Genomic DNA, 12,687 nt, shown 5'->3' with positions numbered 1-12,687 from the left:
AACGCGGCGAAAAGTTCCCGGGCGCGATGGCCTAGGGTGACTAGCCGTGGCGACAGGTGACGACGACCAAATTACCCACCTCGCCAAATCCGCGGGCCGCGGCGACCAGGCCGCACTGTCCCAGTTCATCGAGGCCACCCAGCGGGACGTCTGGCGCACGGTGGCCTACCTCGCGGACCCCGGCAGCGCCGACGATCTGACCCAGGAGACGTTCCTGCGGGCCATCCGCTCGCTGCCGAGATTCAGCGGCCGGTCCAGCGCCCGCACGTGGCTGCTGTCGATCGCCCGGCGGGTGGTGGTGGATCAGATTCGGTACAACACGAGCCGGCCGCGCACCGTGCACGTGATCGATCTCGACGACGTCACCGGGGCCGGCGGACGTGGCGCGCGCATCGAGAACATGGTCGAGATCCGGATGCTGCTGGCAGACCTGGATGCCGACCGCCGCGAAGCGCTGATCCTGACGCAGGTGATCGGGATGTCCTACGCCGAGGCCGCCGAGGTGTGTGGCTGCCCGGTCGGCACGATCCGGTCGCGGGTGGCGCGCGCACGCGACGACCTGATGCGCGCCGCGAACGCCGACGACCGCGCCGGATAGTTAGGCTCGCGGCGTGCTGATCGCGATCGAGGGCGTCGACGGCGCCGGCAAACGCACTTTGACCAACGGGCTGCGGGCGGCGTTCGAGTCCGCGCACAAGTCCGTCGGCACCCTGGCGTTCCCGCGCTACCACCATTCCGTGCCCGCCGACCTGGCCGCCGAGGCGCTGCACGGCGCGCACGGCGACCTCGCCGAGTCGGTGCATGCCATGGCGGTGCTGTTCGCGTTGGACCGCGCCGGTGCGCGCGAGGAGATCGAGCATCTGTGCGCCGCCTACGACGTCGTCATCCTCGACCGGTACGTGGCCTCCAACGCCGCCTACAGCGCGGCGCGGCTGCATCAGGGCGCCGACGGTGAGGTGGTGTCCTGGGTGCGTGAGCTCGAGTACGACCGGTTGAAACTGCCGAGGCCGGACTGGCAGGTGTTGCTCGATGTGCCCACCGAGCTGGCCGCCGAGCGCGCCGAGCACCGGGCCAACACCGAGGTCGACCGGGCCAAGGATGCCTATGAGCGCGACGGCGGGCTGCAGCGCCGCACCGGTGAGGTGTACGCGGCGCTTGCCGCCGCCGACTGGTGCGGGCGGTGGGCGCTCGCGGGCCCCGACGTGGACCCGGCGGCGCTGGCTCTGCGGTTCGGCTGACCCGGTCGCTCGTCGAGCACGACGCGCGAGGGTGAATCCGCTGCGAAAAGTGGCCCGAACTGTCGCAGCCTTTTCACGTTCGCAACAGGGCCGGATCGGGTACACGCAGACCAACCCAAGATCACCGCGTGTGGTACCCGAGTTTTATCGCATTCTGGTGACACCATGGACTCCATGAGGCAAAGGATCCTTGTCGTAGACGACGACCCATCGCTGGCCGAGATGCTCACCATCGTGTTGCGTGGTGAGGGTTTCGACACCGCGGTCATCGGCGACGGCAGCCAGGCGCTCACCGCCGTCCGCGAGCTGCGACCGGATCTGGTTCTGCTGGACCTGATGTTGCCCGGTATGAACGGCATCGACGTCTGCCGCGTGTTGCGCGCCGATTCCGGTGTGCCGATCGTGATGCTGACCGCCAAGACCGACACCGTCGACGTGGTCCTCGGGCTGGAGTCCGGTGCCGACGACTACGTGATGAAGCCGTTCAAGCCGAAGGAATTGGTGGCCCGGGTGCGGGCGCGTTTGCGCCGCAACGAAGATGAACCCGCCGAGCTGCTGTCGATCAGCGACGTCGAGATCGACGTTCCGGCCCACAAGGTGACCCGGCAGGGTGAGCAGATTTCGCTGACACCGCTGGAGTTCGACCTGCTGGTGGCCTTGGCGCGCAAACCGCGGCAGGTGTTTACTCGTGATGTGCTGCTCGAACAGGTGTGGGGATATCGCCACCCCGCTGACACCCGTTTGGTGAACGTGCATGTCCAGCGGTTGCGGGCCAAGGTCGAGAAAGACCCGGAGAACCCGCAGGTGGTGCTGACCGTTCGAGGAGTGGGATACAAGGCCGGACCCCCGTGATCTTTGGTTCCAGACGGCGCATTCGTGGGCGCTGGGGAGGTTCCGGCCCACTATTGCGCGGATTGGGGACGCTGGGCAGGGCTGTCGGTCTGATTTGGCGCCGCTCGCTGCAGTTGCGGGTGGTGACGCTGACGCTTGGGCTCTCGCTTGCCGTCATCCTGGTGCTGGGATTCGTGCTGACCAGTCAGATCACCGACCGGATCCTGGAAGTCAAGGTCAAGGCCGCCACCGAAGAGGTCGAGCGTGCCCGAAACACCGTGAGCGGCATCGTCGGTGGGGAAGAGTCGCGGTCCCTGGACAGCAGCCTGCAGTTGGCGCGCAACACCCTCGTCGACCGTAAGGCCGATGTCCGCGGTGATCTCGCCGGAGCGTTCGACGCGGTACTGGTGGTCCCGGGCGACGGACCCCGCGCGGCCACCGCGGCGGGCCCGGTCACCCAGGTGCCCAACGCATTACGTGACTTCGTTAAGGCCGGGCAGGTCAGCTATCAGTACGCCACGGTGCGCACCGAAGGGTTTTCCGGGCCGGCCCTGGTCGTCGGCACCCCGGCGTCGTCGTCGGTGCCCAATCTTGAGCTGTACCTGATCTTTCCGCTGAACAACGAGGAAAGCACCATCTCGCTGGTGCGCGGCACCATGGCCACCGGCGGCATCGTGCTGCTCGGTCTGTTGGCGGCCATCGCGTTGCTGGTGGCCCGTCAGATCGTGCAGCCCGTGCGGTCGGCATCGCGGATCGCGGAACGGTTCGCCGAGGGCCACCTCACCGAGCGGATGCCGGTGCGCGGTGAAGACGACATGGCGCGCCTGGCGGTGTCGTTCAACGACATGGCCGAGAGCCTGTCCCGGCAGATCCAGCAGCTCGAGGAGTTCGGTAACCTGCAGCGCCGCTTCACCTCTGACGTGAGCCACGAGCTGCGTACCCCGCTCACCACGGTGCGGATGGCGGCCGATCTGATCTATGACCACAGCGACGATCTCGATCCGGCCCTGCGCCGCTCCACCGAGTTGATGGTCAACGAACTCGACCGGTTCGAGACGCTGCTGGCCGACCTGTTGGAGATCTCGCGGCACGACGCGGGTGTGGCCGAACTGTCGGTCGAGTCGGTGGATCTGCGCGGCACCGTGCGCAACGCGTTGGAAAACGTCGGGCACCTGGCCGCCGATGCCGCCATCGAACTGGATGTCGACATGCCGGGCGCGGAAGTGATCGCCGAGGTGGATCCCCGTCGGGTGGAGCGCATTCTGCGCAATCTCATCGCCAACGCGATCGACCACGCCGAACACAAGCCGGTGCGGATCCGGATGGCGGCCGACGAGGACACCGTCGCCGTCACCGTCCGGGACTTCGGCGTCGGGCTGCGCCCCGGCGAAGAGAAGCTGGTGTTCAGCAGGTTCTGGCGGTCCGACCCGTCGCGCGTGCGGCGTTCCGGCGGCACCGGTCTCGGCCTGGCCATCAGCATCGAGGATGCCCGGCTGCACCAGGGCAGGCTCGAGGCCTGGGGCGAGCCGGGCAAGGGCGCCTGCTTCCGGTTGACCCTGCCGCTGGTCCGTGGGCACAAGGTGACCGCGAGCCCGCTGCCGCTCAAACCGATTGAACCGCAACATAACCCACGCCGTCCGGTCAGGGAAGAGGAGAACGTGTGAAGCGCCTGCTGGCCGCGGCGGTCGCAGGCCTGGTGGTGCTCACGTCCGGCTGCGCCGGGATTCCCAACACGTCCTCACCGCAGGCGATCGGGACCGTCGACCGCCCCGCTCCGCAGAACCTGCCCAAGCCGTCGCCCGAGATGGACCCCGACGTGTTGCTGCGGGAATTCCTCAAGGCCACCGCCGATCCCGCCAACCGCCATCTCGCGGCGCGGCAGTTCCTCACCGAATCGGCGTCGAGCTCATGGGACGACGCGGGCAGCGCCCTGCTGATCGACCGCGTGGTGTTCGTCGAAACCCGTAGCTCCGACCGGGTTTCGGTGACCATGCACGCCGACATCCTGGGATCGTTCTCGGATCTCGGCGTGTTCGAGACGGGGGAGGGCGCGCTGCCCGACCCGGGCCCGATCGAACTGGTCAAGACCAGCGGCGGGTGGCGCATCGACCGGCTGCCCAACGGGGTTTTCCTTGACTGGCAACAGTTTCAGTCGACCTACAAACGCAACAACCTGTACTTCGTCGACCCGACCGGCAACACCGTCGTGCCGGATCCGCGCTACGTCGCGGTGTCCGACCCCGACCAGCTGGCCACCGAACTGGTCTCCAAGCTGATCGCAGGCCCGCGCCCCGAGATGGCCAAGTCGGTGCACAACCTGCTGGGCGCCCAGCTCAAACTGCGCGGGCCGGTCACCCGCGCAGACGGCGGCAAGACCGGTGTGGGCCGCGGATACGGGGGCGCCCGCGTCGATCTGGAGAACCTCTCGGCCCGAGACCCGCACAGCAGGCAACTGCTGGCCGCGCAGATCATCTGGACGCTGGCGCGGGCCGGCATCAGCGGGCCGTACGTGATCAACGCCGACGGCGCGCCGCTGGACGACCGGTTCGCCGACGGCTGGGAAACCTCCGACGTCGCCGCCACCGATCCGGGGGCCGCCCCGGGCGCAGCAGCGGGCCTGCACGCGCTGGTGAGCGGATCACTGGTGTCACTGGAGGGCCAGGAGGCGCCGCGGGTCGCGGGTTCCTTCGGACTGGCCCCCAACCAGGTCTCGGCCTCGGTGTCGCGCAACGGCCAGGAGGCCGCTTCGGTGGTGGTCCTGCCGCCGGGCGCACCCAACGCCCCCGCCACCCTGTGGATCGGCCCGCTGGGCGGCGCCGCGGCGCAGGCCATGGAAGGCCGGACGTTGTCGCGCCCGAGCTGGGCCTTGGACCAGGCGGTCTGGGTGGTGGTCGACGGCATCAACGTGGTGCGCGCGATCCAGGACGCTTCCGGCGCCCCGGGCCGGATCCCGGTCGACACGACCGCGGTGGCCACCCGCTATCCCGGTCCGATCACCGACCTGCAGCTGTCCCGGGACGGCACCCGGGCAGCCTTGGTCATCAACGGCCAGGTGATCCTGGCCGGTGTCGAGCAGAACCAGGACGGCCAATTCCAGCTGACCTATCCGCGCCGGCTCGGCTTCGGGATGGGCAACACCGTGGTGTCGCTGGCCTGGCGGACCGGCGACGACATCGTGGTCTCCCGCACCGATCCGCAGCATCCGGTGTCCTACGTCAACATCGACGGAGTCAACTCCGACGGCCCGAGCCGCAACCTGGTGATGCCGGTGACCACCGTCGCGGCCAACCCGTCGACGGTGTATGTGGCCGATCAGCGTGGCGTGCTGCAACTTTCGGCGTCGGCGAGCAGCGACAACCCCGGCTGGTCGGAGGTGCGCCCGTTGATGGTGCCGGGCGCGATACCGGTGCTGCCGGGCTGAGCCGGCCGGGCTGTCGGTGCCGCCGCGCACACTGCGGACATGCTCGACCTGATCCTGCCGCTGGAGTGCGGCGGCTGCGGTGCCCCGTCGACGCGGTGGTGCCCGGCGTGTGCGTCGGCGCTGGCGGTGCGCGCCGACGAACCGCACCTCGTCACCCCGCGCACCGATCCCGGCGTGCCGGTGTTCGCCCTGGGCCGGTACGCGGGCACCCGGCGCCGGGCCATCGTGGCCGCCAAGGAGCAGGGCCGCACGGACCTGCTGGTGCCGCTGGCGGCTGCGCTGCGGGCGGGTCTGGGCAGGCTGCTGGCGTGGGGTGTGGTCGACGCGCCGCTGACCGTGGTGCCTGCCCCCACCCGCAGGCTGGCCGCTCGCCGCCGTGGTGGCGACCCTGTCACCGCGATGGCCGTCGCGGCGTGCGCGGGCCGCCCCGGGGTGCGGACCGTGCCGGCGTTGCGGCTGCGGCCGTGGGTCCGCGATTCCGTCGGCCTGTCGGGCCCCGCCCGGCAACGCAACATCGCCGGACGGGTCCGGGTGGTGGCGGGTGTGACCGGTGAGGTCCTGCTCGTCGACGACATCGTGACGACCGGTGCCACAGCTGCCGAGTCGGTGCGCGTACTGCGAAGTGCCGGGGCGGATGTGGCCGGTGTGTTGGTTGTCGCGCACGCCTGACACGGGTGGCAATTACCCCGCAATCAAACAGAAATGAAGAACTGCAAACATGTCGTCGAAATTGGTGGCACGAACCGGTGAACACGGACTACCGTCGGCACCAACCACCCGTGAACACCTCACGGCGACGCTCCATCACAGCGTCACTTCACCGCGCACCGGTAGGAGGTGAGTACTCGACACCTTGCGCCGATGGGGAGAGCAACAAAACCCTGACCCATCGCCGCGATTCGTTAGAGCCCGGCACGCAAATCGCGTGCAACGAGTGAGAGAAACGAGTTGCCAAGTATGTCAACCAATTCCCTGGATTCAGGCCCCGCGATGGTGGTCGAGGATCATGACACAGGCGCCAACCCTGAGCCCAACGCAGAAGTTGTGGTCAAGGGGCGCAATGTGGAGGTCCCCGACCATTTCCGAATCTACGTCTCGGAGAAGCTGTCACGCCTGGAGCGATTCGACCGGACCATCTACCTCTTCGACGTCGAACTTGACCACGAACGCAACCGACGACAACGCAAGAACTGCCAGCACGTCGAAATCACTGCCCGTGGCCGCGGCCCCGTTGTCCGCGGTGAGGCGTGTGCAGACAGTTTCTATGCGGCCCTCGAATCCGCAGCCGGAAAGCTTGAGGCCAGGCTGCGCCGCAGCAAGGACCGCCGCAAGATCCACTATGGCGACAAGACCCCGGTGTCACTGCACCAGGCGACCACCCCCGACCACCTGACCGGGGAGACCGCCGCCGAGCAGGTGGTCGACGCCACCGAACCCGCGGGCCTCGACGATCACGAACCCGGCCGGGTGGTCCGCACCAAGGAGCACGAGGCCAGGCCCATGACCGTGGACGACGCCCTCTATGAGATGGAACTGGTCGGCCACGACTTCTTCCTCTTCCATGACAAGGAGAGCGACAAACCGTCGGTGGTATACCGACGGCACGCCTACGACTACGGCCTCATCCGACTCGCCTGATTCGTCGGAGCGGCCAAAAACGCACCCCGGAGCGATCCGGGGTGCGTTTTCGTCTTCGCTCAGTGAGTACAAGCAGGTATTTCGACGGGTCACCTACGATGGACCACGATCAACACCGAAAGATCCATCGATACCCACAGGGGAAATAGCGTGCTGTCGAAGTTGCTCCGTCTCGGTGAAGGCCGCATGGTCAAGCGCCTCAAGAAGGTGGCTGAGTATGTCAACACCTTGTCCGACGACGTCGAGAAGCTCTCTGACGCCGAGCTGCGAGCCAAGACCGACGAGTTCAAGAAGCGGGTCGCCGACGGCGAGGAGCTCGACGACCTGCTGCCCGAGGCGTTCGCGGTGGCCCGCGAGGCGGCTTGGCGCGTGCTCAGTCAGCGGCACTTCGACGTCCAGGTGATGGGCGGCGCGGCGCTGCACTTCGGCAACGTCGCCGAGATGAAGACCGGTGAGGGCAAGACCCTGACCGCGGTGCTGCCCGCCTACCTCAACGCGCTGAGCGGCGATGGTGTGCACGTCGTCACCGTCAACGACTACCTGGCCAAACGCGACAGCGAGTGGATGGGCCGGGTGCATCGCTTCCTCGGCCTGGACGTAGGCGTCATCCTGTCCGGACTTACCCCCGAGGAGCGCCGGGTCGCCTACGCCGCCGACATCACCTACGGCACCAACAACGAGTTCGGCTTCGACTACCTGCGTGACAACATGGCGCACTCCACCGAGGACATGGTGCAGCGTGGCCACAACTTCGCCATCGTCGACGAGGTCGACTCGATCCTCATCGACGAGGCCCGGACGCCGTTGATCATCTCCGGCCCGGCCGACGGCGCCTCGAACTGGTACACCGAGTTCGCCCGCCTGGCGCCGTTGATGAAGAAGGACGTCCACTACGAGGTGGACATCAAGAAGCGCACCATCGGCGTGCACGAGCTGGGTGTCGAGTTCGTCGAGGACCAGCTCGGTATCGACAACCTGTACGAGGCCGCCAACTCGCCGCTGGTCAGCTACCTCAACAATGCGCTCAAGGCCAAGGAGCTCTTCGAGCGTGACAAGGAGTACATCGTCCGCGACGGCGAGGTGCTCATCGTCGACGAGTTCACCGGCCGTGTGCTGCTGGGCCGTCGCTACAACGAGGGCATGCACCAGGCCATCGAGGCCAAGGAGCACGTCGAGATCAAGGCCGAGAACCAGACGCTGGCCACCATCACGCTGCAGAACTACTTCCGTCTGTACGACAAGCTGTCGGGCATGACCGGTACGGCCGAGACCGAGGCCGCCGAGCTGCACGAGATCTACAAGCTGGGCGTGGTGCCGATCCCGACCAACAAGCCGATGGTCCGCGCCGATCAGTCCGACCTGATCTACAAGACCGAGGAAGCCAAGTACATCGCTGTCGTCGACGACGTCTCGGAGCGCTACGAGAAGGGCCAGCCGGTCCTCATCGGCACCACCAGCGTCGAGCGCTCCGAGTACCTGTCGCGGCAGTTCACCAAGCGCAAGATCCCGCACAACGTGCTCAACGCGAAGTACCACGAGCAGGAAGCCGGCATCATCGCCGAGGCGGGCCGGCTCGGCGCGATCACCGTGGCCACCAACATGGCCGGTCGCGGTACCGACATCGTGCTCGGTGGCAACGTCGACTTCCTGGCCGACCAGCGGCTGCGCCAGCAGGGGCTGGACCCGGTCGAGACTCCCGAGGAGTACGAGGCCGCCTGGGACGACACCCTCAAGAAGATCAAGGAAGAGGCCAACGAAGAGGCTGAGAAGGTCGTGGCAGCCGGTGGCCTCTACGTGCTGGGCACCGAGCGTCACGAGTCGCGGCGCATCGACAACCAGCTGCGCGGCCGCTCCGGTCGTCAGGGTGACCCCGGCGAGTCCCGGTTCTACCTGTCGCTGGGTGACGAACTCATGCGGCGGTTCAACGGTGCGACGCTGGAATCGCTGCTGACCAGGCTCAACCTGCCCGACGACGTGCCGATCGAGGCCAAGATGGTGACCCGCGCCATCAAGAGCGCGCAGACCCAGGTCGAGCAGCAGAACTTCGAGGTCCGCAAGAACGTCCTCAAGTACGACGAGGTGATGAACCAGCAGCGCAAGGTCATCTATGAAGAGCGCCGCATGATTCTCGAGGGTGAGAACCTGCAGAAGCAGGCCCACGACATGCTGGTCGACGTCATCACCGCCTACGTCGACGGCGCCACCGCCGAGGGCTACGCCGAGGACTGGGACCTGGAAACCCTGTGGACGGCGCTGAAGACCCTGTACCCCGTCGGCATCGATCACCACGATCTGGTGGATTCCAGCGCCGTGGGTGAAGCCGGTGAGCTGACGCGCGACGAGTTGCGGGACACCCTGATCAAAGATGCCGAGCGGGCCTACGCCGAGCGTGAGAAGGAGCTGGAGGCGATCGCGGGCGAGGGCGCCATGCGTCAACTGGAACGCAACGTGCTCCTCAACGTGATCGACCGCAAGTGGCGTGAGCACCTCTACGAGATGGACTACCTCAAGGAGGGCATCGGCCTGCGCGCGATGGCGCAGCGCGACCCCCTGGTGGAATACCAACGCGAGGGCTACGACATGTTCGTCGGCATGCTCGACGCGCTCAAGGAGGAGTCGGTCGGCTTCCTGTTCAACGTTCAGGTCGAGGCGGCCCCGGCTCCGCCCAGCGCCGCGGTGGCCCCGGTGGCCGCTCCGCAGGGCCTCGCGGAGTTCGCCGCGGCGGCTGCGGCCAAGGCGTCGGAGTCCTCGGAACCCGCCGCCGAGCCTGCCGCGGTGGCCACCAAGGAGCGTCCGGCCGCACTGCGGGCCAAGGGCATCGAGGACAGCGCTCCGCCGCTCACGTACAGCGGGCCGTCGGAGGACGGCTCGGTCGAGGTGCAGCGCTCGGGTAACGGTGGCGGCCGCCATGCCGCGCCGACCGGCGGCAGCCGTCGGGAGCGTCGGGAGGCGGCGCGCCGGCAGGCCAAGACCGGCAAGCCGACGCGCTCGCACCGCAAGGGCTAACCCACCTGCAGGGCAGTCAGTTGCCAACGGCCGCTGTGTAATTCGACCCTGGCGGCGATGGCGTGCACCCGTGGCCCGCGAGTGAAGGTGGCGAACACCTCCGCGGCGCCGGGCCCGGGTGCGGCGCGTAGCCGCACCCGTTTCAGGGTGGCTGCCGCGGCCTGCCGGGCCGGCGGGAGTGCCAGCACCGTATCGAACACCTGCGGGCTGATCAGCGGGCGTAATTGCGCGGGTGGCCTGCGCCGGTCGACGACCTCGAGCACCCGGCGCAGCACCGCCTCGGCGAACCGGGTGGCCTCGGTGTGCGGCGGATGATCGGCATGCTCGACCAACCGCAACCGGCGCGGGCCCGGCCGGTGCAACGCGGTGGGTGTCGGGCAGGTCTTTGCCCTGGACACGGCTGCGGATGGCGGGGCAAGTAGGTACGCGGGCGGCTCGCAGTCGATCACCGGCGACGTCAACGACGGCGGGGCCGGGGTGGTTTCGGGAACGGGCACGGCAATCTCCAGCGGTGGTCAGGTACAGGACACATCTGCTGGAGAGGTGCAGACCCGTTCATCATCGCATGCCGAATCGGTGCCCCGAGCGCCCAGTTTCGCCGGATACCGTTGCGGTGTCCGACGGACGGGGGCAGAGATGGTTCAACCCAGCATCGATTGGCCCGGCGAGCCGCTGCGTTCGCTGGTGTGGACACTGCAGGCGTGGGTGATCACCTTCGTGGTGTTCCTCGCGGTGGCGGTCGTCGTGGCCCGGTGCACCCGGTGGGGACAACAGTTCTGGCGGGTCAACGCCCCGTTCTTCACCGGCAGTTGGCGCACCTGGGCGCTGCTGGCATTCATGCTGTGGCACACGGTGTATTCGGCGCGGGTGGTGGTGATCTTCACCTACCAGTACGCGGACCTGATGAACGCCGTACAGGTCGGTGCGGAGGCGCTGGCCACCCATGACGCGGACAAGCTCGATGCCGCGCGTCATGCGTTCATGACGTCCTTTGCGATCAGCGGGATTCTGGTGCTGCTGACCGTGATCTACACCGTGGTGGACCTGTTCCTGCGCCGGGTCTTCGCGATCCACTGGCGCGTCTGGCTCAACACCCGCCTGGTCGACGACTGGATGGCCGAGGATGCGTTCTACCGCAACCGTTTTCTGCACCCACCGGTGGAGAACCCGGATCAGCGGATCCAGACCGACGTCGAGACCGTCACCACCAAGTCGGTGGACATGAGCGTCGGCGCGGTGAACAAGTCGTTGCTGATCGTGATGTTCACGGGCGTGCTGTGGCAACTGTCCGGCCCATTGCAGTTGGGGGGCTGGGTGATTCCGCGGGCCATGGTGTTCGTGGCATTCGTCTTCTCGATCACGGTGACGCTCATCGCGTTCTGGATCGGCCGCCCGCTGGTGCGGCTGAACTTCCTCAACGAACGGTTCAGCGCGAGTTTCCGCTATGCGCTGGTGCGCTTGCGGGACAACGCCGAACGTGTCGCGTTCTACCGGGGTGGGGAACGTGAGCGGCAGCTGCTGCACTCCCGGTTCGCCGAGATCATCGCCAACATGTGGCGCATCGTGTTCGCCCAACTGCGGCTGGGTGGCTGGAACCGCGGCGTCGGCGACGTCACGACCGGCATGATTCCCTACCTCGTGCAGGCGCCCCGGTTCTTCGCCGGGCAGCTCACCCTCGGTGGCCTGCTGCAGACCGTTGCCGCGTTCGGAAACGTCTGTGGCGCAATGTCGTTCTTCCGGGACAGCTATGACGAATTCACCGTCTACCGGGCCGCCCTGATGCGCATCGACCAGATGCTCGCTCATGATCACCGCGCGCGGGAGCTGCCCCGGATCAGCGTCGGCACCGCACCGGATTCGCTGGCGCTCACCGACGTCGGGGTCAGCGATCTGCAGGGCAATCCGCTGATCGCCGATCTGACGATGGTGTTGACCGCCGGTGACAGCGTGGTGGTGAAGGGGCCGTCCGGGTGCGGGAAGACCACACTGCTGCGCAGCCTGGCCGAATTGTGGCCGCAGGCAACGGGTCTGGCCCGTTATCCAGCCGGATGGGCGACGCTGTTCCTGCCCCAGTTGCCGTACCTGCCGCTGGGGGATCTGCGGGCCGCGGTGGTGTACCCACTTCCGATTGCCGACGTCACCGATGGCGAACTGCGGGACACGCTGCGCGCGGTGGCCCTCGGGCATCTGACCGAACGCCTCGACGAGGAGGCGGACTGGGCGTCGGTGCTGTCGCTGGGTGAGCAGCAGCGGGTCTCGTTCGCGCGGGTGCTGTTGGTGCGGCCCCGGGTGGTGTTCCTCGACGAGTCGACGTCGGCTCTGGACGAGGGGTTGGAGGACGCCATGTACACGCTGCTTCGCGAGCGGCTGCCCGACTGCGTGGTGGTCAGCGTGGGCCACCGGTCCACGATCGACCGCCATCACCGCTCTCGGCTGCAGTTGACCGGTGGCGGGCGCTGGGAGCTCTCGGCGCTGAGCAGGGCCGCAGCACCCGTGATGCGCGCTGCCAGAAGGGCCGGTTACCGTGACGGGGATCATGGCGACTGAAGGGGA

Annotated in this window: 10 protein-coding genes; 9 read left to right on the top strand and 1 reads right to left on the bottom strand. The window is 67.6% G+C overall.

Features of this window, described 5'->3' with window-relative positions; genetic code table 11:
• Window positions 1-46 precede the first annotated feature (46 nt).
• From sigC to secA, 8 genes are all read left to right on the top strand, one after another.
• Complete coding sequence (gene sigC, locus BTO20_RS26005) at window positions 47-598, top strand: RNA polymerase sigma factor SigC (protein ID WP_087078901.1); 552 nt, start codon at window positions 47-49, stop codon at window positions 596-598.
• Window positions 599-611: 13 nt separating this feature from the next.
• On the top strand, window positions 612-1,238 hold the full coding sequence (locus BTO20_RS26000) for a dTMP kinase (RefSeq protein ID WP_087078900.1): 627 nt from the start codon (window positions 612-614) through the stop codon (window positions 1,236-1,238).
• 165 nt (window positions 1,239-1,403) lie between these two features.
• Entirely contained in the window at window positions 1,404-2,090 is a 687-nt protein-coding gene (gene mtrA, locus BTO20_RS25995; RefSeq protein ID WP_029373661.1) for a two-component system response regulator MtrA, read from the top strand.
• Window positions 2,087-3,733 (top strand): MtrAB system histidine kinase MtrB, encoded by a 1,647-nt coding sequence (gene mtrB / locus BTO20_RS25990; protein WP_198344068.1) that lies wholly within the window; start codon window positions 2,087-2,089, stop codon window positions 3,731-3,733. The genes mtrA and mtrB overlap by 4 nt, the downstream gene beginning before the upstream one ends.
• A complete protein-coding gene (gene lpqB / locus BTO20_RS25985; protein WP_087078899.1) occupies window positions 3,730-5,490 on the top strand; it encodes an MtrAB system accessory lipoprotein LpqB in 1,761 nt (586 codons plus the stop codon). The genes mtrB and lpqB overlap by 4 nt, the downstream gene beginning before the upstream one ends.
• A 39-nt stretch (window positions 5,491-5,529) precedes the next feature.
• A complete protein-coding gene (locus tag BTO20_RS25980; protein WP_087078898.1) occupies window positions 5,530-6,159 on the top strand; it encodes a ComF family protein in 630 nt (209 codons plus the stop codon).
• A 303-nt stretch (window positions 6,160-6,462) separates the two neighbouring features.
• A complete protein-coding gene (hpf, locus tag BTO20_RS25975; protein ID WP_408632208.1) occupies window positions 6,463-7,128 on the top strand; it encodes a ribosome hibernation-promoting factor, HPF/YfiA family in 666 nt (221 codons plus the stop codon).
• A 150-nt stretch (window positions 7,129-7,278) separates the two neighbouring features.
• Entirely contained in the window at window positions 7,279-10,134 is a 2,856-nt protein-coding gene (gene secA / locus BTO20_RS25970) for a preprotein translocase subunit SecA (protein WP_087078896.1), read from the top strand.
• Here secA and BTO20_RS25965 read toward each other — a convergent pair.
• Window positions 10,131-10,631, bottom strand: coding sequence for an Rv3235 family protein (locus tag BTO20_RS25965; protein ID WP_087078895.1), 501 nt, complete (start codon window positions 10,629-10,631; stop codon window positions 10,131-10,133). The two genes, secA and BTO20_RS25965, sit on opposite strands and share 4 nt — an antisense overlap.
• A 139-nt stretch (window positions 10,632-10,770) precedes the next feature.
• Here BTO20_RS25965 and BTO20_RS25960 point away from each other — a divergent pair, with 139 nt between their 5' ends.
• Window positions 10,771-12,681 carry an ABC transporter ATP-binding protein/permease gene (locus tag BTO20_RS25960; protein ID WP_087078894.1) on the top strand — a complete coding sequence of 637 codons (1,911 nt, stop codon included), beginning with the start codon at window positions 10,771-10,773 and terminating at the stop codon, window positions 12,679-12,681.
• The last annotated feature ends 6 nt before the right edge of the window (window positions 12,682-12,687 follow it).

It is taken from the genome of Mycobacterium dioxanotrophicus (genome assembly GCF_002157835.1).
Lineage (GTDB): Bacteria > Actinomycetota > Actinomycetes > Mycobacteriales > Mycobacteriaceae > Mycobacterium > Mycobacterium dioxanotrophicus.
This window is presented reverse-complemented; position numbering and strand designations above follow the sequence as displayed.

Bases quoted from the DNA above. Each gene is read 5' to 3' on its own strand.
- mtrA (WP_029373661.1), top strand. From the start codon at position 1,404: ATGGACTCCATGAGGCAAAGGATCCTTGTCGTAGACGACGACCCATCG.
- BTO20_RS25980 (WP_087078898.1), top strand. From the start codon at position 5,530: ATGCTCGACCTGATCCTGCCGCTGGAGTGCGGCGGCTGCGGTGCCCCG.
- BTO20_RS25960 (WP_087078894.1), top strand. From the start codon at position 10,771: ATGGTTCAACCCAGCATCGATTGGCCCGGCGAGCCGCTGCGTTCGCTG.